We start from the raw sequence: 24,901 nt of genomic DNA on the forward strand, positions 1-24,901 counted from the left end.
CCTCGACGTTACCGCGTGAGCAGTTCCTCCGGAATCGGCTGATCGGTGGCGAGCGCCTCGAAGAACCCAGAGGCCTTCGACTTGTCCCAGAGCAACACGTTGCCCACATCGGTGTCGTCGAATCCGCCGATCGGGACGCTGGTGGTGACGGTGTCGCCCCGCATAGCCCAGCCGAGCGCGGCCAGGTTCCAGATGTGGTCACCGTCGTCGACCTTCAGCGAACCCGCGATCCCGGTTGCCATGGGCCACAACGCGAACGGATTCATGAGGGTTCCCGCACTCGTCGCCTTCTTCAGCAGCGCGGCCATGAACGCGCGCTGGTGGTTCATCCGGTCGACATCAGCGAGCGGGGTGGCCCTGGTGCGGACGAAACCGAGCGCTTGCGGACCGGAGAGTTCCTGGCAACCCGCGGGCAGATCGAGCCCGGCCAGCGGGTCGACGATCGGTTCGTCCAGGCACATCTCCAATCCGCCCAACGCGTCGACCACGTTGGCGAAACCACTGAAACCGATCTGCGCGTAGTGGTCGATCCGCACGCCGGTCGCTTCCTCCACCGTCTGCACCAGCAGCGAGGCGCCACCGATCGCGAACGACGCGTTCAGCTTGTCCTTGCCGTGGCCGGGGATGTTCACGTAGGAGTCGCGCGGGAGGCTGACCATGGTGGTCGCACCGGAGCCGGGGATGTGCACCAACATGATCGTGTCGGTGCGCTCGGGCCCGGTGTCGCCGCCGGTGGCGAGCTCCTGTTCCTGCTCCGAGGAGAGACCGCCGCGCCCGTCGGAGCCGACGAGCAGCCAGTTGGTGCCGGGGGTATTGCTCACGCGGTCGCTGTAGGAGGGCAGTGCGGTGATGCGGGTGAGCGAGTCGTCCAGGCTCACGACCGCGGCGATGAGGCCGACGGTCAACAGCACGATGATCACCGACAACCACCGGAACGGATGACGTTTGCGCCTGCGCCGCGGCGGCTGTGGCTGCCTTCCGCCGTCGATCGGCGGGGGCGTGCGCCGGGGCGGGAGGGAATCGTGATGGGGGACCGGCCGCTGGGTCGGCGCGTGCCTGACCTGCTCACGATGCGGTGGTCGCGGTGGCGGTGGCTGACGCGGCTTCTCGCGCTCGTACGGCAGCTGCGAATAGGCCAACGGCTGGTCGCCGGAGTTCCGGCGGTGCATCACCTGGGTGGGTTCGACATGCGAGGCGCCGCGCGGGGGCGACGGGTTGTAGCGAACCGTCGGCCCGTCCTCGGGCTGGGGGCGCCGGTCGTTGCCGGGCGGGCGGGCGGAGCGCGGATCGGGCGGCGTCGCGCGGCCCTGCGGCGGCTGGGGACGGGGCACCGCGGGGCCGCCGGGGCGGCCGGACATCGGCGGCACCCGGCGTCTACGGGGGTCCTCGCGGGGATCGTCGCCGTTCATCACCGTCAAACTCTACTGATCGTGGAGCGCGTGAGTCGGTTGCGCGCGCTCCGGTACTACTGGGATACCTTGCGCGAGGGCCACTGTTAGCGCGAAACGCGGTGATGTGGCGAAACTCGCCGCGACACGCCGCTCACATCACTGACCGGGCGGGCGTCTCACGGCAGCCAGCCGACGCGCCCACGCAGCACGTTGTAGCCGAGGTAGGCCACCGCGTCGATCGTCGCGTGCGCCACGATCAGTGGCCACAGGCGGTTGGTGCGCTGCCAGTAACGGCCGAAGATCACCCCCATCACGATATTGCCGAGGCCGCCGCCGATCCCCTGGTACAGGTGATAGCTGCCACGCAACAGCGCCGACGCAGCCAGCGACGAATTCTCCGACCAGCCGAGTCTGCGCAACCGGGTGATCAGATACCCCACCACCAGCACTTCCTCGGCGACGGAATTCGCACACGCCGACAGGATCAGCACCGGCAGCCGCCACCAGTGCTCCGACAGCGAGCTCGGCACGATGGTGACGCTCACCCCCATCGCGTGCGCGACCAGATACAGCGCCAGCCCCGGCACCCCGATCACCGCCGCCAGCACCGCACCCGCCACGACATCGCCGCGCCGAATCCGGGCCAGCCCGATCAGCTTCGGCCCGATCCCGCTGCGCCACAACAGGTACAGACCCAACGCTGCCCACGCGAGCAGCCGGGTTATCCCGACGAGCTGGAACAGCAGATCGAGGAACGAGTTGTTCGACCGCGACGCGTTCAACGCCACTGTGCGCCCACCGACCCCACCCGGCGACAACGCCGAATCGAGCAGCGACAGACCCGCACTGATCCCACTCAACCCGAAGGTCACGAGCAGCACGACCACGATCTCGACCCGCAGCCCGAACCTGTCCCGCTCGCTCAGTGGGTCCTGGGGAGGTTCGACAAGCATGCCGCGCAGTCTAAGCAGCCAACACCCCGCGGCACCCCCGCCGGGCCTCGGTCAAACCTCAAATACGCCGCAACCCATTCAAAAACGGGCACCCCGCCAACACTCGAACCGCGCGACTCAACGACTGGATGTCGTCGGCGGGTGTCGGGAACGGCAGCCGCACATCATGGTCGCCGTCATTGCTCTCGACCCGCAGCGTCAGCCCGTACCGGTCGATGGCCAGCGGATGCACCAACCCGCCCCGCAGCCGGGTCGGCAGGTGGCGGGCCAGCTGGGCCACCACATCGGCGTGATCCTCTGACATGTGTTGCAGCCAGGCGCTTTCCATGTCGCAGAACGGATCGGCCGTGGCGGCGCGCAGGTCGGCGTGGTCGACGGACTCGGCGCCCGCGGTGTCGGCCAGCACCGCCGAGTTCACCACGATCCGCAGCAGTGTGACGCCGTGTCCGACATCGAGCAGACCCGGATGCGGGTAGTCCTTGGCGATTTCGATGGCGAGCGCGCGCTGCGCCTGCTCCGGTACCTGGCGCACCCATCCGCGCAGCCACACCAGTGCCCTGACCGGTTCCCGCAGCGGCAGGGGTGCGTGATCGGTGAGTTCGAGCACCGCGGAGGTCTCGTTGGCGGTGGCGGCCAGCGCGGCCGCGAGCGAGGACCCGGGTACCGCGATCACCGCGTCGCCGCAACGGCGCAGGTGGTGCAGCGTGGTGGGAACCGGGTCGATCCCTGGGAGCGCGAGCACCGCGGTCTCGGCATGAGCGCACGCGCTTCGCACCCGTTCGGCGGTGGTCGGCGCGAGGATCGTGGTGGGGCTCGACATGACAACCTCCGCGAAACGTTTGATTAGGTAAACCTAAGCTAAGTTACAAACGCTGACCGCGCAAGGGGACACTCCGATGAATCGAGCCGATACGGTGGACAGATGACGCACGACGACCACGGCGACGACCATCCCGCCCCCGCCGAACCCGTCCTGCTCAACCTGTCGGCCCCCGCCCGCCGCAGCCTCGTGGCAGACCTGGTCCGCCCCGACGGCAGTTCCCCCACCCCCGTGGACGTGGATATCCCCGACCCCGACCTCACCGCCTTCCTGGCCGGCATCGCCCACGCCGACCACGGCTTCGTCGCCCGCACCACCAGCGGCCCCCGCGCCCTCGCCGTACTGGCAGGCACCGTAGCGGCCCTCTGCGGCGAAGACATCCCCACCGCCCTCACCACCCCCGACCTCCCCTTCCTGAAGGCGCTCAAGCCCGCCGCCATCGAGGCCACCCGCACCGTCCTCCTGTCCATCGAAACCCCCAACGAACAAGCAATCACCGAAGCCTTACAAATCCTGGACCACTGACCCCACCCCCATCCGCCCCAGTCCGGGCCGGGTAACCCCTGTATGTCTCTACCCAAAGGGCCCCGCTCGAGCGCGCCAGCGCTCCAAAAACCCAGCCGCTAAAGTTGGCGGTGTGCCGCGTATTGCGTATTTCGGACCGTCCGGAACCTTCACCGAGATGGCCTTGGCGAAGTTCGAGAACTCGGGGTCCTTCGACGGGCCGGTCGAGCGGATCGCCGCGCCCAGCCAGGGAGCCGCGCTCGATCTGATCCGAACCGGCGAGGTCGAGGGCGCGGTGGTGCCGATCGAGAGTTCGGTCGAGGGTTCGATCCCGGCGACCCTGGATTCCCTCGCCATCGGACCGCGCTTGCAGATCATGGCCGAGACCGAGCTCGAGGTGACCTTCACGATCCTGGCACGTGCAGGAACCTCGCTGGCGCAGGTGCGCACCCTCGCCGCCTATCCGGTGGCGGCGGCGCAGGTCAGGGAGTGGGTGGCCCGGAATATGCCCGAGGCGCGCCCGTTCACCTCGGCGTCCAACGCGGCCGCCGCCGAAGACGTGGCCGCGGGCACCGCCGATGCCGCGATCTCGACCGCGCTGGCGGGCGAACGGCTCGGCCTCGAGACCTTAGCCGCCGGTGTGGCCGACCACGACCAGGCCATCACCCGCTTCGTGCTGGTCACCCTGCCGGGCATCGCCCCCGCCGCCACCGGCGCCGACCGGACCTCCGTCGTCCTCGAACTGCCGAACGAGCCCGGTTCGCTGATGCGCGCGTTCGCCGAATTCGCCACGCGTGGAGTCGATCTCACGCGCATCGAATCGCGTCCGACCCGCACCGGGATGGGCACCTACCGGTTCTATCTCGACTGTGTCGGACACCTCGACGACCCGGCGGTGGCGGAAACGCTGAAAGCCTTACACCGCACGGCCCATGTCCGTTTCCTCGGATCATGGCCTGCCACAGCGGCAGTCGGCACGCCGCCACCGTCGGATGAACCCGCGGCAGAATGGTTGACGCAATTGCGAAAGGGGGTCGCGGACCTATGACTACCCGCGCGAAACTGATTCTGGTGCGCCACGGCGAGACCGAGGGCAATGTCGCGAAGATCCTCGACACCGCCGTACCCGGCTTGCCGTTGACCGAACGTGGTGTGGCGCAGGCGAAGGCGTTCGGCGCCGGTCTGGTGCGCGCGCCCCAGGTGCTGGTGTCGTCGGACGCGTTGCGCGCCCGCCAGACCGCGAGCCACATCGAAGAAGCCACCGGCACACCGGCTCACGTCCTCGACGGTCTGTTCGAGGTGCAGGTGGGCGATCTGCACGGCCGCTCCGACCGGGAAGCGCACGAACTCTTCCAGCAGATCTATCACGGCTGGCATCTGGGCGAACTCGACGTGAGGGCCCCCGGCGGCGAATCGGGTCACGAAGTGCTGGCCCGCATCCTGCCCGTCCTGCACGGCCTGCGCGAGGAGTTCCTGGCCGCCGACGCCGACGGTGACGTCTTGGTGGTGAACCACGGTGCCGCCATGCGCCTGGTCGGCAAGGCGCTGGCCGGGGTGGCGCCGCCGTTCACGACGAACAACCACCTCGACAACACCGAGACCATCGAGCTTCTCCCCACCGAAGACGGCGGCTGGGAGTGCCTTCGGTGGGGAAAATTCACCCCACCGTTCACCATCAAAGCCGACCCATCGGCGGACGACCCCATGGGCTAAACGCTCCGGCTGCGCCTACGGTTTGCGGCTGAGTTGTGGGGGCGTTCGGTGGTGAACGGTGGGGCGTGGGCTTACGCCGGGTTAGCGGCTGCCTCGGTAGGGAATTCGATTCGGACCGGTAGGGATTCGATGAGGTCGGCTACCGCGGTGCGGAGGCGGGCACTGGTGCCGCTGGCTATGGACGACCACTTCACACCGTCGTCGGCGACGCTGGCGGTGATGATGAATCTGCCCGCGCGCGTGTTGAATACGGCGATGTGGTTGTCCTGGATGTCGCGGGTGCCGTCGCCGTAGGCCACGCCGACGATCTCGGCGTAGGAGTGGATCTCCACCAGTGCCGAGGCCAGCGCCTGCGCGTCGGTGGTCGGATTGCCCACCTTGGTCAGGCGCTTCGTGGTGGCGGCGGCGTCACCGGTGTCACCGAAGATCGGCGCCAATTGCTCGGTGGGAGCGTTCATCCCGTACAGCTCGAGCGCGTCGACCGGTCCCAGTGCCTGCAGCACCGCGCCGGGCAGATCGAGCCCGGCGTCGTCGATGACGTAGGAATCCGGCCCGCGCAGGGCGACGACCGCGCGGTCGTCGCCCTGCGCCAGACAGAATCGGTTGACCTGGCCTGCCACCACCCACCGCAGGGCGATGATCCACTGCGGCCGGTAGAGCACCCGCAGCCGTTCGGCGAGCTCGGGTGCCACCGCTTGGCCGAACAGCAGATCGCGTTCGGCCAGGGCGGCTCCCGCCACGTTCATGGCGGCGTCGTGCGCGGTGACGTTGTCATAGCGGCCCATGGCGTCGAGCACCACGGGCATCTCGTCGAATTCCAGTTTCTCCAGGAGGAACTGCATGTCGTCGAGCGAGAGCACGACGGCGCCGAGCAGCGAACCTCCACTGCCCGTGCCGAGAACCGTCACTTGGCCGATCCGGTGTGGTTGGCGCCGATCACACCTTCGGCCGCGTAGCGACCATCGGTGAACTCGTCGGAGCGGATGTAGTCGATGCCATCGTGCTCATCGTCCTCCTCGCCCTTCTGCCGGTTGCCCATCAGCGGGTTGCCGCCGGTGCCGGTGTTGCGCACGGGTGCGCCGCCTTCGACCCGGCTGATGACCGATTCCGTGACCGGTGCGCTCGCGGAGGTGCTCGCGGCGGGCGCACCCCAGCCCTCGGGCAGCTTCAGCGACCCCGCGCTGACGCCGCTGAGACCGGCCGACGTGGTGGAGATACCACCCACCGCGGCGCCCGCTGCCCCGACGCTCGCCATGACTGGCGCGGCGACGGTGCCCGCCGGCACGGTGGACGTGGCCGCCGAGATCGCGGAAGCGCCGATGTTGCCGACCGTGCTGACACCGCTGGTGAGCACGCCGCCTGCGGTGTTGGCCGCCTGGGTGGCGGCGCTGACCACGCCGGGGTTGGAGACGAACGCCTGCGCCGCGGCGACCGCGGTCTGCAGCGGATCGCCGCCGCCGAAGTCGCCCTCCGAGGCGGTGCCGGCACCGCTGGCGATGGCGGGCGGCATGGTGAACTCGCTGGGGATGGCGACGGTGGCCGACGTGGCGGCCTCGTAGGTCTCCATCACCAGCGCGGCGCGGATGTCCATGGCGTTGCGCGCGACTTCGGCGACCTCGAAGGCGCCGGAGACGACACCCGGCGGGTTGGCCGAGGCGGTCACCGCGGCGTTGGTGCCGATGATCTCGGGCAGACTCGGCATCGCGATCGAGGCGACGGTGTAGGCGGTGGCGTTGGCCGCGCACTTGGCGCTGATCGCCGCGGCCGCGATGCCCTGCTGGCTGGCCCAGCCCGCGAACGGGGCAAGGCGGGCGAGCACGGCGATGCCGTTGACGCCCTGGAGGCCGACGCCGACCTCGGCGATCACGCGCGTGATGGTGAAGGCGGCGTCGCCCCACGCGGCGGCCAGCCCGCCCCACGAGGTGGCCGCGGCGCTGATCGGGATCGCATGGGCGCCCGTATTGAGGGTGGTTGAGTTCACTTCGGCCATACGGGGCAGCCAGAACACCCCGGTGATCCCTGCGGTCATGCTTGTTTCTCCCCTGAGTTGATGATCGTCGACAGGATCGGTGCGACTACACTTGGACGGCGTTGATCGTCGCCGCGCGAACCACGTCTTCCCCGATATGAGTGGACAGCTGCGAGCGCAAGGTCGCGGCCGCGTGATGCAGCTCGAGGATCGCCTGGGCGACCGAACCGTCGTGCTTGCCGGCCGCGGTGTTGAAGTGGGTCGCCGCGAGCAGCGACACCTCTTCGGCGCCGGAGGGCAGCACGTGCGTGGTCGGCCCCGCGAGGCCGGCCGCGGCGGCGAGGCGCTCGGCGAGCAGATCCAACTCCGCGGATGCGGCGAGGACGATTTCAGGTGCGACGAGAACGTGTCCAACCATGACCCGACTCCTTCTGGTGGCGGCTATCGGGAACCACGAGAATTCCCCCTACGAGTACTAGGACGCGAGAGCGGTTCATTCGGTTCCATCGATTCCCCACCCAGTTTCGCTATCCCCATCCCAGCTCATGCAACCGGTCGTCGTCAATCCCGAAATGGTGTGCTATTTCGTGGATCACGGTGATCGCGACTTCCTCGACCACCTCGTCGTCGGTGTTGCAGATGTCGAGAATAGCCTCTCGATAGATCGTGATCGTATCCGGCAACGATCCGGCGTAATAGCTGTCGCGCTCGGTGAGGGCGATGCCGTGGTACAGCCCCAGCAGCGAGGGTTCCTCGTCGTTTCGGGGCTCTACCAGCACCACGACATTGTCCATGGCACTGGACAGTTCGGCCGGGATCTGGTCGAGGGCATCGCTCACCAGCTCCTCGAAACGCCGCTGCGGCATCCGCTCGGACAACGTCACCTCGGCTGGGGCTGCGGCGGCAGCGGCGCGGCGCCCGGCAGCGGCGCCGGAGTGGAACGTCCGGTGTTCGGCGGGGGTACAGGGGCCTGTCCGTCGATCAGGATCTCGCCCCTCGCCGAGCCCACGATGGGCGCGAAACCCTCGCGGTCGGAGCCTTTTCCGAGCCAGCAGTCCAACCTGTGACTGCCCGCGAGCCAGCTGGCGGGCTCCAGATAATCGAAGAACAGGGTGAGCGTCTTGTTGCGGATGGCATCGGGGCTGCCGAGGTAGTCGCCCGAGAGCCGGTTGCATTCGGCCTCGACGAACTTGTCCTGATCGGCTTCCGACGGTGGTCCGCCGGTGAAGGCGCCCGCTAGGTCGACGGTGCCGACGATCTCCACCGAGTGCGGCTGAGCGCAGTCGACCGGGTCGGTCGGCAGGTTCTGATTGATGCCGAGGCAGGTGCCGGTGACATGGACCTTGGACTGATCACTGTCGGCGAGGCTGCCGGTGGTGGCCGGGCTCGTCGCCGTGGCCGCCACCTGGACGCCGCAGCGCAGCGTCCGGTCGCCGTGCTGCCAACCGGCCGGGCTCGGCGACATCACATTCACCATGAACTTGCCGCGCGGGTCGAACCGGCCGCCCAGATATTTCTGCACGGCGGTCACACAATGTTCGTCGCGCAACTCGGTCATGCGCAGCGAATCGGGGTGACGGGTGCCTTCGGCGAACTCACGCCCCGGATACGCGCTGAGGTCGATGACGCCCGCCACCTCGAAGAGGTGCTTGTCGCCGCAGCCCACCTTCACCAGGTCGCTGCGGTCGGGTTTGGACCAGGTCAGGCAGTCGCCCCGCGCGGCGCTGCTGAACTCCTTGTCGCGCACCACGGGTTCGGCGCCTGGCTGGTGCGCTTCCACCTTGTCGGTGTCGAAGCCCGCGACGGCCATGGTGACCATCGCCGCGAGAATCGCCCCGAGGGCGCCTATCAGCAGCCCCCAACGCAGTTTCGTCGCGGACAGGTGCAGGGCGCCGCCGCGACTGGGCGCGGCGGGTCCCTCGGCTGGGTTGCTCTGCTTCTTCGACATCGTCGACGAGTGTATTTGTCGTGGCGGACTGCCGGGTCAACCCCGCAGAGCTGACACGAAGATGCCAGGTAGGCGACGCAGTTTGCCGTCGCCGTAGAAATCGGTCAGCTTGCGGCCGGTGGGGGCGCCGGTCTTGTTGGAGACGAACCACGGCGGCTTCGGGGTCAGGGCGAATTCACCGCGCAGAATCGATCGGGGAGCGGGGCGGAAGGGACCGCGGACCACAGTGCGTTCGACGTCGTCGAGGAGGAAGGCGTTGTGTACGACGCCGATGCCGCTCTGGATGTCGTCGATGGTGTGGCCGGGGTAGGCGCCCCAGCTCGCGCGCGGGGTCAGGAACGCGAGAGCCGTCCAGACGTTGAGGGCGACGGTGCCGTAGCGCAGGTCCTCGATCGCGGTGTCGAGCTTCGCGCCGAGTGCGGCGATGGTCGCGGGGTCGGCGATGATGTTGGCGCCCAGGGTGCCCATCAGCTCGTCGTTGGCGAAGTCGACCGCGTTGCCGAGGAATTCGGCCCCGGTGCCGGGCAGCTCGACCACGCCGAGCACCGGCGAGAAGTACTCGGTCCGCAGCAGCGCGGTGTCGCTCGCGGGCAGGTTCTCGACCAGGAGGCGACCGTTGGCGCGGGCGGCGTCGGGGTAGTCCGCCAGCGCGCCCGCCACCCGGTTGTCGCTGCCCGGGTAGTAGGCGGTGCGCGCGGGAGCGTTGTCGATCGCGGCGCGCAGCTCGGTGAGGAACTGCTCCTTGAGCGGCCAATCCGCGGCGAGCACCACGGTCTGCGCGGCGACGCAGTTGTAGCCGCCGTTGTGCAGTCGCTGGGTGGCCACGTGCTCGGCCTGGAATTTCAGGTCGGCAGCCGACCAGTCACCGGGCACCACGATGCACGGTGCGACACCGCCGAGCTCGCTGGTGATCGGCTTGTCCAGGATGGGCTCGCCGGTCTTGTCGGCTCCCGGTCCCCAGACGATCGCGTCGTGGGTCGGCGCGCCACCGGTCATGTGCACGTGCCCGACCAGCGGGTGGTTCACCAGGTAGCCGCCCTCTGGGGCCCCGCCGGTGAGGATGCGCACCACGCCGAGTTCGATGAACGGCGCGAAGATCGCCTGGAACACCGGCAGCATCGGATCGGTGATCGGGTTGAGCTTGAGCGCGACGACCCGGTTGTTGGCGTAGAGCTCGTAGAGCGTGTCCAGCGGCGCGATCGACATGATGTTGCCCGCGCCGAGCACCGCGCCGACGCCGTTGGTCTTCGCGGGGTCGAGCTGAGCCAGGCCCGCCTTGCGACGCGCGGTCGCGGCGTCGATACCGGGCCGCAGCCACACATCGGCGCTGAATCCGCTCAGCAGCAGCTTGTCGTAGATTCCGTGGGGAAGGGCGGGCACCGATACCCGGCCACCGGGGGCGGTGCCGAGGTCGACATCTTCGAGTGGGCTGGAGCCCTTTTCCAGCGCCGCCATCGACTCGCTCAGCGCCCGCGCGCTCGCGAGCATCGTCATCGGGCCCGACATCCACTCCTCGCCGAGCAGGGGGCTGTCGGCATCGAGTTTCTTGACGGTGCGGGCGGCGGCGACCCAGGCCTCGGCGTCGCGGGCGGTGAGCGCGTGCAGTTCGTCGAGCAGCTCGCGGCGGCGACGCAGCCCGGTCGCAGCCCAGGTTGCTTCACCCTGGGCGAGATCGGCGAGCGCGGTATCTATGACAGCGGTGTCGAAAGAGGTACTCACACCGCAACTATGCCCCTGTGCTGCCCGATTGGCACTTCAACTAGGCTGTTTCCTCATGATCGACCTCCGATTTTTGCGCGAGAACCCGGAAGCCGTCCGTGCCTCGCAGCGGACCCGCGGTGAGGACCCCGCGCTCGTCGACGCCCTGCTCGAAGCCGACGCCGCGCGCCGGGCCGCCGTGGCGACCGCCGACAATCTGCGCGCCGAGCACAAGGCCATGGGCAAGGTGATCGGCAAGGCGAGCAAAGAGGAGCGCCCCGCGCTGCTGGCCGCCGCCACCGACATGTCCGCCAAGGTCAAGGAGGCCGAGCTCGCTCAGCACGCCGCCGACGCCGACCTGGACGCCGCGCAGCGCGCGATCTCCAACGTCGTGCAGGAAGGCGCGCCCGCGGGTGGCGAGGACGACTATGTGGTGCTCGAAACCGTCGGCACCCCACCGGTTTTCGATTTCGAGCCCAAGGATCACCTGGAGCTCGGCGAGGCGCTGCACCTGATCGACATGGAGCGCGGCGCGAAGGTGTCGGGCTCGCGGTTCTATTTCATGACCGGCTACGGCGCGCTGTTGCAGCTGGGCCTGTTGCAGCTGGCCGCGCAGAAGGCCGTCGCCAACGGCTTCACCATGATGATCCCGCCGGTGCTGGTGCGCCCGGAGATCATGGCGGGCACCGGTTTCCTCGGTCAGCACTCGGCCGAGGTCTACCACCTGGAGGAGGACGACCTCTTCCTCGTCGGAACCTCGGAGGTGCCGCTGGCCGGCTACCACGCGGAGGAGATCCTCGATCTGAGCACGGGCGCGAAGCGCTACGCGGGGTGGTCGTCGTGTTTCCGCCGCGAGGCGGGTAGCTACGGCAAGGACACCCGCGGCATCATTCGCGTGCACCAGTTCGACAAGGTGGAGATGTTCGTCTACACCACCCCCGACCAGGCCGAAGCCGAGCATCAGCGGCTGCTGTCGTGGGAACGCGAGATGCTGGACGCGATCGACGTGCCCTACCGGGTGATCGATGTGGCCGGCGGCGATCTCGGTAGCTCGGCGGCGCGCAAGTTCGACTGCGAAGCCTGGGTGCCCACCCAGCAGACCTACCGTGAACTCAGCTCCACCTCGAACTGCACCACCTTCCAGGCGCGCAGGCTCTCGGTCCGCTACCGCGACGAGAACGGCAAGGTGCAGATCGCGGCCACACTGAACGGCACGCTGGCCACCACACGCTGGATCGTGGCGATCCTGGAGAACCACCAGCAGGCCGACGGTTCGGTGCGGGTGCCCGAGGCGCTGGTCCCGTTCGTCGGTACCGATATCCTGAAGCCGTAAGATGCTAGGTGTTTGCTGGCAATCCATTTGGTGGATGTGGCAAACACCCTGACCCATCAACATCTAGGCTGGTGCTCGTGCGAGGAATCGGGGCGCGCGGCGATACCCGAACCCGGGTGCGGGCGGCATCGGCGTTGGCGACAGCAAAGGTCATGGCCAGGACAACGGGGGCGTTCTACGTTCTCGGTGGTGTCCTCGGCCTGATGATCACTGCCGTCGCACCGGGTGACGACGGCAATCGTGCCGTGGTCGGTGTCGCGGCGGCGATCTCGGTGGTACTCGGTCTCACGCTGCTCGCGTGGGGCCCGCGGATGCCACACCGCCTGCACCACGCCTACCTCGCCACCGCGGCGGTACTGGTCGCGATCGCGGTCTACGACTTCCCCAACCTGGTCGGCGGCATCACGCTGGCCTCGTTCTTCGTCTTCGTCGCCTGTGACGCGGCGCTGTTCTTCGCCTGGACCCAGGCCGCCGCGCATATCGGTTTCGCGATGGTGCTGTGTCTGCTGGTGTTGCCCGCGCGCGGGTTGCCGTGGTGGTCCGGGCTGATCCCGGCCGGTGTCACCTTCGGCGCGGGCGTGGTGGTGGGCATCCTGACCAGGATGGCCTCGGAAGCCGATATCGACGTGCTCACCGGCCTGCTGAACCGGCGCGGTTTCGAGAAGCAACTCAATCCCGCGATCGACGCCGCCGGTCGCGGCGGTCAGGGCGTGGCCCTGGTGCTGGTCGACCTCGACCGATTCCAGAAGATCAACGACCACCTCGGCCACCGCGCGGGCGACGCCGTGCTGCAGCGGGTCGCCGATACCTGGCTCGACCTGCTCGCGCCCGGCCAGGTGCTGGCCCGTTTCGGTGGCGATGTTTTCGCGCTGCTGTTGCCGGGGACCACCGAGCAGGCCGCGATCCTGCTCACCGAACAACTGCGTGCCGCGGTGACCATGGGCTGTTCGGCCGGTGTCACCTCCTGGCAGCCGGGCGAGTCCGGTTCGCTGCTGGTCAGCCGCGCCGACGTCGGTCTGTACCGGGCCAAGCAGGCGGGCCGCAACCGCACCGTGCTCGAATCGTCGCGTCAGCTCCCGCTGGCGGTGGAACTGCGCGAGGCCATCGACCGCGGTGCGCTCGATGTGCACTACCAGCCGATCGTCAGCCTCACCGAGGACGGCGGCCAGGCGGTCGGCGTCGAGGCGCTGCTGCGCTGGTCGTCGAGCGCGCAACCCGAGGTCACCACCGAGGGCCTGATCCGCGTCGCCGAGGAATACGACCTCATCTCCGACCTGGACGAGCTGGTGCTTCGCCGCGCCTGCGCCGACGCCGCGCGCCTGCAGGAGAGTTTCGCCTCGCTGAACCTCACCCTGAATGTGAACGTCTCCGGCCTGGAGCTGGCCGAAACCGAATACGCCGAGCGGGTCGCGACCATCCTGTCCGATACCGGCTGGCCCGCCGACCAACTCGTGCTCGAGGTGACCGAGAGCGAACTCGCCGCCGAATCCCAGACCGCGATCGCCAACCTGCACACCCTGCGCGACCGTGGCGTACGCATCGCCATCGACGATTTCGGCACCGGCTACTCCTCGCTGAGCCGGCTGGCCACCATCCCCAGCGACATCCTCAAGGTCGACCAGTCATTCGTCGCCGCCATCCGCTCGGATTCCCCCGCGCCGCCACTGCTGAGCGTGATCGCCGCGCTCAGCAAGTCGCTGGACCTGCAGGTCATCGCCGAGGGCGTGGAAACCGAATACCAGGCCGCCGTCCTCACCGAACTCGGCTTCGCCCTCGCTCAGGGCTACCACTACAGCGACTCACACCCGGTCGCCGACCTCATCAACGACCTCAACGACGGCCGTCCGTCGGCGAGCGCCACCGACGAGGACGAATCCCTCGCTGCCAACGGCTGGATTCCGCTCGGATAATCGCTTGACCCGGCCGGTCGCGGCGCGAACGATGGAACCCATGCGGATGCTCGTCTACGGCTGTTGATCTTCCCCGCTCCGGCACGCGGTGGCCTGGTTGAGGCGTGAGCCGACCGGTGTCGGCGACCTCACGGTGCGCGCGGTCCTGTTCAGGGGCACTCGCGACCTGTTGCCGATCTATGCGGTCTACGGTGTTCTCTTCGCCGATCACGGGCTGAGTACCGCCCAGATCTCGCTGCTGTTGGCGATCTGGTCGGTGACCGCGTTCCTGCTCGAGGTGCCGTCGGGTACGTGGGCGGACACGGTGTCGCGTCGACGCCTGCTGGTCCTGAGCTGTCTGTTGCAGGCCACGTGTTTCGCACTGTGGATGCTGATGCCGTCGTTTGTGGGCTTCGCGCTCGGCTTCCTCGTCTGGGGTATCGCGAGCGCGCTGGAGTCGGGGACCTTCGAGGCACTGATCTACGACGACCTGGTCGCACGGGGTGAACCGTCGGCCTACGCGCGAATCATGGGCTGGTCGCGCGGTGCGCAGGAGAGCACGGTGCTCGTGGCGATCGTCGCCGCCGCACCGCTGTTCGCCATCGGCGGTTACCCGCTGGTCGGCTGGGTCAGTGTCGGTATCAGCCTCCTGCACACCCTGACCGCGCTGGCGCTGCCCAACGCGCCCGTCGCCATCTCCGCGACGGCCGTCGACGATCTCGACGACGAGCCGGCACCCGGACCGCTCGGCCCTCACGTCAAACCGGTAGCGGTGACGCCGCCGTCGGCTTCGCCCGGCTCCACCTCCTCGCGCTACCTCGCCATGCTCGGGACCGGCCTCTCCGAGGCACTACGCGTGCGCCGGGTCCGCCGGGGCGTGCTGCTGGGCGCACTCCTGTACGGCGTCACCGCCTTCGACGAGTACTTCGGCCTACTCGCGGTCTCCGGCGGCGCGTCGACCAGTACCTCGGCACTGCTGGTCGGCGTCACGGTCGCGGGTTCGCTGATCGGTTCGCTGCTGGCGGGCCGCACCGAATCCCTCTCCGCCCGAACGCTGGCAGCCGCCCTGTTCCTGGCCGGAATCCTGTTCATCGCAGGCGCGCTCGCCGTCGGCGCCACCGCTGGGCCCGCCATGATCTGGATCGGTTTCATCGGCATCGGCATCGCCTACGGAATCGACTTCAATATCGAGGTCATCGCGGGCGCGCGCCTCCAAGACGCCATCGAAGGACCCGCCAGAGCCACGGTGACCTCGGTCTCGGGCCTGCTCTCCGAGATCGTCGCCCTGGCCGTCTTCGGCTTCGTAGCGGCCGCGACCCACTACCTTTCGATGTCGACCACCATCGCCCTACTCGGCACCGTCCTGCTCGCGACAGCGCTACTGACGCCGACCTGGATGCCGCCGCGTCGCCCGGAGTAGTCAGGTTCTGGGGTGCACGACAGGTGCGCGGTGCTTCGGTCGCGCGGCCACCGCCCACGGCGTGCCGCACGACCAGGGCTGGCACACTCGTACCGATATGCGGAACGTGGACCGGAATGAGGAGCGGGCGATCGGGCGCAGTGGGATCGGGCTGGTGTTCGGGTTCTGTATCGGGGCCGGTGTCGCGGTGCAGGGGCGGATCAACGGTGCGCTGGGGGTTCGGCTGGCCGATGGGATCGCGGCGGCGACCATCAGTTTCGCCACGGGATCACTCGCTTTGCTGGTCGCCTTTCTGCTGAGCCCGGCATTGCGTGCGGGGGTCGCCGAGGTGCGTGCGGCGGTGTCGGGGGGCAGGTTGGCGCCGTGGCAGTTGCTCGGTGGTCTGTGCGGCGCGTTCTTCGTGGCGGCGCAGGGCCTCACCATCGCCGCGATCGGTGTCACCGCGTTCACGGTGGCGGTGGTCGCGGGTCAGCTGCTGAGCAGTCTTGTCGTCGACCGGCTGGGCCTCGCTCCGAACGGCCGCACCCCGATCACCGCGTGGCGGATCTTCGCGGCCGCCCTCGGCATCGCCGGGGTGGTGCTCTCGGTCGGCGGCGGTTCCGCGCCGGCTACGGTCGCCACGGGCGTCCCGGACATCCCCGCCCTGCTCATCGTCCTTCCCGCCCTCGCGGGAATCGGCCTGGCCTGGCAACAGGCGATCAACGGCCGCGTCGGCGCCACCGGCGGTCCCTTCGCCGCCACCCTGATCAACTTCGCGGTCGGTCTGACCGCACTGCTGCTCCTCGACCTCCACACCCTGTCCGACACCGGCCTTCCCGACGAATTCCCCACCAACCCTAGGCTTTACACCGGCGGTCTGATCGGAGTGGCTTTCATCGCACTGGCCTCTGTCACGGTCGGCTTGATCGGTGTACTGCTGCTCGGCCTCACCTCGGTGGCGGGTCAGCTGGTCACCGCCGTGCTACTCGACGCGGTCGACGCGAAGCTCTCGCCCCTCGCGATCGCCAGCTGTGTGATCGTGCTGGGCGCGGTGGTCGTGGCGAGCCGGGCGGGACGTTAGCGCCTCGCGGGAACCGGAGAGATCGCGCGTACCCCGTGAGTGGAGACGTCGACGGTCGACCGGAACCGGGATGCTAGGTTGCTGGCGAACCGGGCGCTCGTCGGATGGGTGCTTCGGGCTCGCCCGCCGTGGCGGGTGTGAACGGGGGAGTACCGCATTGATCGAGCCGTTGTCGACGAGTGACGCGCCGATGATCGGGCGCTATCGGGTGCGCGGTGTGCTCGGTGCGGGCGGCATGGGGCGGGTAGTGCTGGCCACCGGACCCGATGGCCGGTTCGTCGCGATCAAGCAGATTCATTCGCATCTGCTCGACGATCGTGAGTTCCGGGCGCGGTTCGAGCGTGAGGTCGCCATCTCCGCCCGGGTTTCGGGTGCTTTCACGGCCGCGGTGGTCGATTTCGACACTACCGGCGAAACACCATGGCTCGCTTCGGTATTCATCGCGGGGGTCGAGCTGGACAAAGCAGTGCGCGAGCTGGGGCCGCTGCCGGTCCCCGCGTTGCGCACCCTGGCTTCCGGCATGGCCTCCGCGCTGCACTCGATCCACAGCACCGGTCTTGTGCACCGAGATCTCAAACCCGCCAATGTGATTCTCGCCGCTGACGGCCCGAGGGTGATCGACTTCGGCATCGCGCAGGCGGTGGGGACCGGCGCAGCCCTCACCGAAGTGGGGGCTGTGGTCGGCTCGCCGGCGTACATGTCGCCGGAACAGGCGAACAGCGAACCGGTCACCTCCGCGAGCGATGTCTTCTCGCTCGGCTCGCTGCTGTGCATGGCCGCGACGGGAACGGCGCCGTTCGCGTCATCGTCGGCTCCCTACACCCTGTTCAATATCGTCCACAGCGAGCCGCAACTCGACCAGGTTCCCGCGCCGCTGCGCGACCTGATCGCGGGCTGTCTGCGCAAGGACCCGAGGGCCAGACCGACGCCGGCCCAGATCCTGGACTATCTGGGCGTCCTGCCCGTTCAGGCGCAGCCGTGGCCCGCGCCTGTTCATGCCGAAATCGCAGACCAGACAAGAAAACTGGCTGCACTCACTTCGGATCCCGAGGCAACGCAGATCATTTCGGCGCATACCCCGATAGCATCATCGGCGCCAGCCGAGATCCCGGTCACGAAGCGCCGGACCGCTCTTCGGCTGGGAATTGTGGCGGCGATCGCGGTGGTGATCGCCGGCGCGATCACAGCGGTTACCCTCCGCGGCGACGAGTCCACGCCAGCACCTCAGGACACACCGCAGGCGATGCCCACCGAGACGCTCCCCGGCCTGGACCAGCTGCGTGGCACCGACACCTGCACCTGGGTGCCGCGGGCACTCGGAAACACCCTGCCCGCCGAGGTCGCCGAGAAGGCATCGCCGGATGTCTCGGCTTGGCGCTGGCAGGCGACGTCGAGTTGGGGATGTGATGGCAACTCGGGTGGCGCGCATATCGCCGTCGAGGTCGGTGCCGCGCTGAACGGATTCGAATCCGGCAAACAGGTGGTCAACGGTTACGCGATCGCCCGTCGTGGCGATGACTGCGCATTCGCCATCGAGGGCAGCGAGCAAGCCGCGCGCTGGGGAATCATCGTCGACACCTTCTCGCGCGGCGAATGCCGTCTGGCCGACCATGTTCTCTCCCGGCTCACCGCCACGCTCGACGAATTGCGTCCCGACACCGCCGCGCAGAAATCGCTGTCATCAGTAGACCCCTGTGTCCTGGTCGACAATTCCGCCTTCGCCGCGCTCGGTGCCGTTGTGACGAAATCCGCGCACTCCTGCGAGTGGTCGGGAGACTCCACCGTGCGGATCACGTTGTCGCAGCCACGGCGACGAGCGACCTCCCTGGAGGAGAAGGTGATCGATATCGGCGACGGTGTGCTGGTCGACGATCTCGGCAGCGCGATGCTGGGGCTGCACGAATGTCGTCGGGTGTATCAGTTCCGCAAGGTCGGCGAGACCTTCCGCGAGGATGTCGAAGTGTTGGTCAGCAATCCGAACCAGCGCGAAGGGCAACTCTGCGCGATCGCCGATCCGCTCGTGAAGCAGGCGGTCGGGCGGTTGCCCGCGCGGTAGCGGCGCCGAACTCGCGGGTGATAGTTTCACGACAGAGTTCGGGAGGGGCCCGGCGTTCGACGCCGTGGTCGGAGGGGAATGTACGTGCGTAATCGGTTGCGTTGGCTGGCGCCGTTGTTGTCGCTCACCCTGCTCATCGCGGCATGTGGTGACGACGCCGCACCCGATCACGGCGACTATGCCCTCGAACCGGTCGTGGGCGACTACGACGACGCGCCGAACACAGTGCGCGGAACACTGGTGGAATCCGCGCGCATCGGCGAGCGTTTGCTGTTCGCCGACCGTATCGACCCGGAATTGACCAGCGGCGACGGCGGCGGGCTGATCGTCGGCATACTCGGCGTCGACGATCTGCTCTCGGGCGTACAGCGGAGCGCGCTCGGGCCGTTCGACGTGCTGGCAGGCTACGGCGCGATCGCGAGCAATGGCCAGTCGGACAACGAAGCGAAGCACAAGCTGTTGTCGATCGTGGTCCTGTCACTACCCGACGAGCTTCAAGCGACTGCGGCCGCACAGGCGATGGCCGCGGCGGATTTCACCGCGAACACCGAGAACGCGCCTCTGGTTCTCCCGGAATACCCGGCCGCACTGTCACATTGGCGACCAGGTGTGCCGACGGTCGGGAGCTGGCTGGTGTGGAAGAACCTGGTGATCAGGTTGTACGCCAAGATCATCGAGCCGAGTCCCGAGCTGTTGTCCGATCTGCTCACGCGGACCTACCGGGCACAGCTGGCCGAGCTCGACACCTTCGCTCCGACGCCCGCCGCCGATGTGCCGAAGCTGAAACTCGACAGCGACAAGTTGCTCACCCATGTGGTGAAGACCGGCGATTACTGGCCCGACAAGTGGGATTTCATGGTCTACGGACCGCGTTCCTATGCCCTGTTGCGAGACAACCCGTCGGCCGAACTGGGTGAGTTCGCGCAGAGCTCGATCGACGCGGTCGCGGTGTCGTACAACAAGTTCCTGTTCCGCGCGCGTGACAGCGAAGCCGCGAAAACCTACGCCGACGCCAAGGAAAAACAGTCGCTGGCAGCTGATTACACGCCGATGCCGGGTCCGGCGGGGCTCTCCGGTATTTCCTGCTACCGCGCGGCGAGGCCGGACAACAGTTCCATTCCCGCCCGGCGGTTCTCCTGCCTGGTGCGCCACAACGAGTACGTGGTCCGCCTCTACAGCAACCAGGAAATCGACATTCGACAGCAAGCGGTCGCGCAGCACGCGCTGCTGAGCGGGTCGTGGTGAACACGGGAGGCGCGGCGATGAAACCGCTGGGTTCACAGGATCCCGAACAGTTGGGCCGCTATCGCCTCCTGGCCGTGATCGGCCAGGGTGGCATGGGCCAGGTGCTGCTCGGCCAAGGTCAAGATGGCCGATTGGTGGCGGTGAAGCAGATCCACCGCCAGTTCACCGGCAATCCGGAGTTTCGTGCCAGGTTCCGGCGGGAGGTCATGGCGTCACAACAGGTGACCGGCGCCTACACCGCGGGCGTGGTCGACCATGACGCGGATTCCGAAACACCCTGGCTGGCTTCCGAATACATCGCGGGTCCCGGCCTGCAGGACATGATCGGCGAGTTCGGCCGCCTGAACCTGAACGGGCTGAAACTCCTTGCCACCGGCTTGGCGATGGCGCTGCTCGAGATACACCGCACCGGCCTGGTGCACCGCGACCTCAAGCCGAGCAACATCCTGCTCACCAATGACGGTCCGCGCGTGATCGACTTCGGCATCGCCAGGGCGCTCGAGGACGACGTCAACCTCACCGCCACCGGCGCCGTGATCGGCTCACCGGCGTATATGTCCCCCGAACAGGCCGAATGTCGTCAGCTCACACCGGCTTCCGATGTTTTCGCCGTCGGCGCGGTCCTCGCGATGGCGGCCACCGGCGCGAGCCCGTTCGACGCGGCCTCCACCCCGCAGGTCCTCTACAACGTGTTGTACGGCTCCCCGGACGTGACCGGAATTCCGGAGCCGATCCGCGCTCTGGTCGATGCCTGTCTCGCCAAGGACCCGTCGGCGCGACCGACTCCCGAGCAGTTGCTCGACGCGGCGAGCCGGATCGACGTCGAACCCGTGTGGCCGGTCCGGATTCGCCGACGCATCGCCGACTGTCAGGCCGAGGCGGGTCGCTGGGCGGACGGAACCGCCGCTGCCGCGGCGTCGATCGTGTCCGAGGCGCCGAAGCCGAGATGGGCGCGACTGGCTCCCGTCGCAGCGGCCGTGTCGGCGGTGGTGCTGGCTTCCATCGCGTTCTGGGGCGTCGGCGTCGAGGGCAACGCGGTGGCGATGGACGATCCGCCACTGGCGTTGACCCACGAGGAATCCCGTCGGCTCGATCTCTGCGCGCTGCTGGATCCGTCGGTGCTCGGTGAACTCGGCACGGCGACAAGTGAAGTAAGACCGAGCAGTTTCGGCGGCTGCACCATCGAGTATCGCGATCAGGCCGGTCGCAAGATGTCCTTCAGTCTGAATACCGGCGAGGGTGTCGCAGACGTGCGCGACGACAATCTGCCGATGGGGAGCACCATCAATTGGATGCCGGTGCTCGGACGCTACAAGGAGTCCGCCTCCTGTGACCGCATGGTGGTGACGCAGAGCGGTCTGCCGATGGTGCTGAAGATGGGTGCTAGCACCTTTCCGCCCGCGGGCGACCTCTGCCCGCAGTCCGAACGCGCACTCGCGGCGGTGGTCCGGCGCCTTTCGGTCAATCCACCGTTGCGGACCTACCCGCAGGGTTCGCTGCAGTCGCTCGACCCGTGCACGCTGATCGACCTCAGGACAGTTCGTGCGTCGCTCGGTGACCTCGTGCGCTCAGCGACTCCCCACGGCTGCGCGTTGAACAGCGCCACCGGCCTCTTCGTAGTCGACATCGGCGAGGGTATCCGGCCGGACAGCCTCCCGGGCAGAAAGGCTCGGCCCACCCGCACGATCGGTGGGCACACGGTCTACCTCGACGGCAGTGGTCCCACATACTGCACCTTCATCCACCTGGTGATGCCGACCAAGGACGATCAGGCCGAGCAACTACGGGCGTCGTACTACCCGAACTCCTGGAATGCCGATGGTGTCTGCGAGACCGCGGCCGCTTTGTTCGAACCCGTACTCGAGAAGTTGCCCCCATCATGACGATCCATCCACCCGGCCCCAGCGATCCGCCCACCATCGGCCGCTACCGAGTACTCGGTACCCTTGAGGCCGCGGCCGGATTCCGGTCCGTGCTCGCCACCGGCCCCGATGACTCGTTGGTAGTCGTGCGACAGGCGCTACCGGAACTCCTCGACGAGCCGGAGTTTCGAATCAAACTGCGGCACAGTGCGATTGCGGGTATGCGTTTTTCCGGACCCGCCAACACCACGGTGATCGACGTCGACGCTGATGCTGAGAAGCCCTGGTTGGCAGCGGCATTCGTGCCCAGCATGCGCCTCGACGCCGCCGTAGCCGAACACGGGCCACTGCCTGTGCCCGCCGTTCGCGCCCTGGCCGCGGCCTTGGCCTCGGCGCTGCGGACCGTGCACGCGGCAGGCCTCGTGCACCAGGGCATCCGCGCCGACACGGTGCTGTTGGCAAGGGACAGTGGTCGTCTGGGTGAAGTCGGTATCACCCCGGCCGCCGGAACCGCGACCGCGGCGGCCATGGGCACACCGGACTTCCTGTCACCGGAACAGTCGCTCGGATATGCGCTGACGCCGGCTTCGGACGTGTTCTCCCTCGGTTCCGTGCTCGCGTTCGCGGCCTCCGGCGTCGCGCCGTTCGCCGCGCCGTCGGTGCCGTACACGCTGTTCAACATCGCCCAGCGCGAGCCCGATCTGAGCCGCGTACCGGAGCCGCTGTTCGAGATGCTGGCCGCCTGCCTGCGCAAGGATCCGGCGGCTCGCCCCACTCCCGGGCAGATACTCGACTATCTCGGTGGCCCGTCGAGTGGCCCGCCGCCGTGGCCCGCCTCCGTACTCGATGACATCGGGCGTCAGCAGCACGAGATCTCGGCACTGCTCGCCGCCCTGCCCGCGATCATCGCGCCCGAACCCGCACCCGCAAGGCCCTTCCCGGTGGTCTTGGCCGAGGTAGGTCGTGCGGTGGTCGAATTCGGCAGTCGTGCACTGGAATCCGGGCGTCGTCGGTGGGCCGCGGCGAGTCCGAGGGCGCGCGGCGGCCTGGCGGGTGGACTTGCAGCGCTACTCGTGGCGCTCGTCGGGATCACCTACTTCGCGACCCGCGAGGAAAGCGCGCCGGGGCCGGTGACCGGGCTGACCCTGGCGCAGTTGCGCCAGGTCGATGCCTGCCGCTGGCTGGCCTCGTCCCTCGGCGACTCGGTACCGGTCGCGCCGACACCACTGGCCGCGGATACCTGGGAGCTGAGTCTGTCCCCGAGTTGGGGGTGTACCGCCAGTTCGAACCGCTACGGCCTCTACCTGTACCTAGGGCGCGAGCACGAATTCCTGACGCCGAGTAAGACGATGGTGGAAGGGGTTCCGATCATCGACGGCAGCTCGGCTTCCTGCACGCGGGTCATCCCGAGCCCGGGCGCCGAGCGCGAATCCGGCATCGTCATCGTCCTCAACAACCCGTCCGGGGTGAAGGAATGCGCGGGTATCGACTACGTCGCGGCCAACCTCGCCCGTTCACTGACGACCGCGCCGCGCGCCGAGGGCAGGGATTCCTCGCTGGCTCTGCTCGAACCGTGCGCGCTGCTCAACCGCGACGTCGTCGCCGGGAAGATCGGCGCCCTGCCACCCGAGCCCACCGTCGCCGACGCGCACACCTGCCGGTGGGACGCGCGCGTGCGTGTCACCCTGGAGCTTGTCAGCACCAGTACGAGCACTACGGGCAAGAACCTGGAGGTCGTCACGGTCGACGGGGTCCAGATGTATCTCGGCAAGGGTGGTTCGAATGCCATCTGTTCCCGCGCCTTCCTGATGCCGGATGCCGGGCAGGAGACCATCGAGGTCTCGGTACACGGAGCCGAGGGGCTCCGCGACGAGTATTGCCCGATCGCCTCGTCCCTCCTGCGTCACGCGGTCGGGAATCTGCCCGAACGCTGAGGCCGGGCTACGGTGAATACCGCGATTCCGCGGACCACCACGAAAGGGCAGCCATGGACCAGCTCGCAGTTGCGGTAGTCGGATACGGCCTGGCCGGTTCGGTATTCCACGCCCCGCTCATCGCCGCCGATCCACGGATGCGAGTGGCCGCCGTGGTGACCTCGTCGCAGGAGCGGGCCGAGCAGGCACGAGCCGAGCATCCCGGGGTGCGGGTGTGGGGGTCGGCTCAGGAGATGTTCGTCGAGGACGAGGACGTCGATCTCGCCGTGATCGCCACCCCGAATCGCTCGCACGCGCCACTGGCGTTGCAAGCGCTGGCCGCGGGGCTGCCCGTGGTGGTGGACAAGCCGTTCGCGGTGACCGCGGCCGATGCCGAGGAAGTGGTCGAGGCCGCCGCGCGGGCCGATCTGCCGCTGAGTGTCTTCCAGAATCGACGCTGGGACAACGACTTTCTCACTGTGCGCGCGCTGATGGACGCCGGTGAGCTGGGTGAGGTTCGGCGGTTCGAGTCCCGGTTCGAGCGGTGGCGGCCGGTGTCCAAAGGCGGCTGGCGCGAGGTGGGCGACGCCGAGGACGGCGCGGGCATCCTGTTCGATCTGGGCTCTCACCTGGTGGACCAGGCGCTCACGCTGTTCGGCCCGGTTACCGAGGTCTACGCCGAACTCGACCGCCGCCGCCCCGAGGTCGCGGCCGACGACGATGCCTTCATCGCCCTCACCCACGCCAACGGCACCCGCTCCCACCTGTGGATGAGCGCCCTCGCGCCGCAACTCGGCCCGCGTCTACGCGTGCTCGGCGCCACCAACGGCTACACCGTCTCCGGCCTCGACCCCCAGGAAGACGACCTGCGCGCGGGTCGCCGCCCGAACGGCGGAAACCCTTGGGGCACAGTCACACCCGACAGATGGGGCACCTTCGGCGCGGGAGACGAACTGCGCACCATCCCCACCCTCCCCGGCGACTACCCCGCCTTCTACGCGGGCATGGCCGCCACCCTCCTCGACGGAGCCCCGGTCCCCGTCGACCCCCGCGACGCCGTGGAAACCCTGCGCATCCTCGAATACGCCCGCCACGTGGCCGAGCCGCCGTCCTGATATAGCAGCTCG

21 protein-coding genes are annotated in these 24,901 nt (G+C 68.3%); 12 read left to right on the forward strand and 9 right to left on the reverse strand.

Features of this window, described 5'->3' with window-relative positions; all coding sequences use genetic code 11:
• Nucleotides 1-8 precede the first annotated feature (8 nt).
• The 3 genes from NA12_RS23985 to NA12_RS23995 form a co-directional block, all read right to left on the reverse strand.
• A complete protein-coding gene (locus NA12_RS23985) occupies nt 9-1,409 on the reverse strand; it encodes an LCP family protein (protein ID WP_132369797.1) in 1,401 nt (466 codons plus the stop codon).
• Nucleotides 1,410-1,567: 158 nt separating this feature from the next.
• Complete coding sequence (locus NA12_RS23990) at nt 1,568-2,344, reverse strand: CPBP family intramembrane glutamic endopeptidase (RefSeq protein ID WP_067455598.1); 777 nt, start codon at nt 2,342-2,344, stop codon at nt 1,568-1,570.
• 58 nt (nt 2,345-2,402) lie between these two features.
• Nucleotides 2,403-3,164, reverse strand: coding sequence for a DUF2470 domain-containing protein (locus NA12_RS23995; protein ID WP_067455601.1), 762 nt, complete (start codon nt 3,162-3,164; stop codon nt 2,403-2,405).
• A 102-nt stretch (nt 3,165-3,266) separates the two neighbouring features.
• Here NA12_RS23995 and NA12_RS24000 point away from each other — a divergent pair, with 102 nt between their 5' ends.
• The 3 genes from NA12_RS24000 (at nt 3,267) to NA12_RS24010 (ending at nt 5,381) form a co-directional block, all read left to right on the forward strand.
• Nucleotides 3,267-3,689 (forward strand): hypothetical protein, encoded by a 423-nt coding sequence (locus tag NA12_RS24000; protein WP_067455603.1) that lies wholly within the window; start codon nt 3,267-3,269, stop codon nt 3,687-3,689.
• Nucleotides 3,690-3,801: 112 nt separating this feature from the next.
• Nucleotides 3,802-4,716 (forward strand): prephenate dehydratase, encoded by a 915-nt coding sequence (pheA, locus tag NA12_RS24005; RefSeq protein WP_067455605.1) that lies wholly within the window; start codon nt 3,802-3,804, stop codon nt 4,714-4,716.
• On the forward strand, nt 4,713-5,381 hold the full coding sequence (locus NA12_RS24010) for a histidine phosphatase family protein (RefSeq protein ID WP_067455608.1): 669 nt from the start codon (nt 4,713-4,715) through the stop codon (nt 5,379-5,381). Before pheA ends, NA12_RS24010 begins: the two co-directional genes overlap by 4 nt.
• 71 nt (nt 5,382-5,452) lie before the next feature.
• Here NA12_RS24010 and NA12_RS24015 read toward each other — a convergent pair whose 3' ends face one another.
• The 6 genes from NA12_RS24015 to NA12_RS24040 all read right to left on the reverse strand — a co-directional run bounded on the left by NA12_RS24015 (nt 5,453) and on the right by NA12_RS24040 (nt 11,017).
• Nucleotides 5,453-6,289 (reverse strand): ESX secretion-associated protein EspG, encoded by an 837-nt coding sequence (locus NA12_RS24015; protein WP_067455611.1) that lies wholly within the window; start codon nt 6,287-6,289, stop codon nt 5,453-5,455.
• Nucleotides 6,286-7,410, reverse strand: a complete 1,125-nt coding sequence (locus NA12_RS24020; protein WP_067455617.1) for a PPE family protein — start codon at nt 7,408-7,410, stop codon at nt 6,286-6,288. The genes NA12_RS24015 and NA12_RS24020 overlap by 4 nt, the downstream gene beginning before the upstream one ends.
• A gap of 46 nt (nt 7,411-7,456) precedes the next feature.
• Nucleotides 7,457-7,768, reverse strand: coding sequence for a PE family protein (locus tag NA12_RS24025; RefSeq protein WP_067455619.1), 312 nt, complete (start codon nt 7,766-7,768; stop codon nt 7,457-7,459).
• 109 nt (nt 7,769-7,877) lie between these two features.
• Nucleotides 7,878-8,216, reverse strand: a complete 339-nt coding sequence (locus tag NA12_RS24030) for a metallopeptidase family protein (RefSeq protein ID WP_132369798.1) — start codon at nt 8,214-8,216, stop codon at nt 7,878-7,880.
• 14 nt (nt 8,217-8,230) lie between these two features.
• A complete protein-coding gene (locus NA12_RS24035; protein ID WP_067455622.1) occupies nt 8,231-9,298 on the reverse strand; it encodes a septum formation family protein in 1,068 nt (355 codons plus the stop codon).
• A 36-nt stretch (nt 9,299-9,334) separates the two neighbouring features.
• Nucleotides 9,335-11,017: an aldehyde dehydrogenase family protein gene (locus NA12_RS24040; protein WP_067455627.1), complete on the reverse strand. Its 1,683-nt coding sequence runs from the start codon at nt 11,015-11,017 to the stop codon at nt 9,335-9,337.
• A gap of 55 nt (nt 11,018-11,072) precedes the next feature.
• Between NA12_RS24040 and serS the strand changes: the two genes are divergently transcribed.
• The 9 genes from serS (at nt 11,073) to NA12_RS24085 (ending at nt 24,889) form a co-directional block, all read left to right on the forward strand.
• Nucleotides 11,073-12,329: a serine--tRNA ligase gene (gene serS / locus NA12_RS24045; protein ID WP_067455630.1), complete on the forward strand. Its 1,257-nt coding sequence runs from the start codon at nt 11,073-11,075 to the stop codon at nt 12,327-12,329.
• A gap of 77 nt (nt 12,330-12,406) precedes the next feature.
• Nucleotides 12,407-14,239 (forward strand): putative bifunctional diguanylate cyclase/phosphodiesterase, encoded by a 1,833-nt coding sequence (locus NA12_RS24050; RefSeq protein WP_243654788.1) that lies wholly within the window; start codon nt 12,407-12,409, stop codon nt 14,237-14,239.
• Between the two features lie 88 nt (nt 14,240-14,327).
• Nucleotides 14,328-15,638 carry an MFS transporter gene (locus NA12_RS24055; RefSeq protein ID WP_084473057.1) on the forward strand — a complete coding sequence of 437 codons (1,311 nt, stop codon included), beginning with the start codon at nt 14,328-14,330 and terminating at the stop codon, nt 15,636-15,638.
• A gap of 106 nt (nt 15,639-15,744) precedes the next feature.
• Nucleotides 15,745-16,698, forward strand: a complete 954-nt coding sequence (locus NA12_RS24060; protein ID WP_243654790.1) for a DMT family transporter — start codon at nt 15,745-15,747, stop codon at nt 16,696-16,698.
• Nucleotides 16,699-16,855: 157 nt separating this feature from the next.
• Complete coding sequence (locus NA12_RS24065; RefSeq protein WP_165914766.1) at nt 16,856-18,754, forward strand: serine/threonine-protein kinase; 1,899 nt, start codon at nt 16,856-16,858, stop codon at nt 18,752-18,754.
• A 78-nt stretch (nt 18,755-18,832) separates the two neighbouring features.
• On the forward strand, nt 18,833-19,999 hold the full coding sequence (locus tag NA12_RS24070) for a DUF7373 family lipoprotein (RefSeq protein WP_067455642.1): 1,167 nt from the start codon (nt 18,833-18,835) through the stop codon (nt 19,997-19,999).
• 17 nt (nt 20,000-20,016) lie between these two features.
• Nucleotides 20,017-21,882 (forward strand): serine/threonine-protein kinase, encoded by a 1,866-nt coding sequence (locus tag NA12_RS24075; RefSeq protein WP_132369743.1) that lies wholly within the window; start codon nt 20,017-20,019, stop codon nt 21,880-21,882.
• Nucleotides 21,879-23,795 (forward strand): protein kinase domain-containing protein, encoded by a 1,917-nt coding sequence (locus NA12_RS24080; RefSeq protein ID WP_067455647.1) that lies wholly within the window; start codon nt 21,879-21,881, stop codon nt 23,793-23,795. The genes NA12_RS24075 and NA12_RS24080 overlap by 4 nt, the downstream gene beginning before the upstream one ends.
• Before the next feature lie 53 nt (nt 23,796-23,848).
• Nucleotides 23,849-24,889, forward strand: a complete 1,041-nt coding sequence (locus tag NA12_RS24085; RefSeq protein ID WP_067455648.1) for a Gfo/Idh/MocA family protein — start codon at nt 23,849-23,851, stop codon at nt 24,887-24,889.
• Nucleotides 24,890-24,901: the final 12 nt, after the last annotated feature.

Source organism: Nocardia alba NBRC 108234, from assembly GCF_001612665.1.
Lineage (GTDB): Bacteria > Actinomycetota > Actinomycetes > Mycobacteriales > Mycobacteriaceae > Nocardia > Nocardia alba.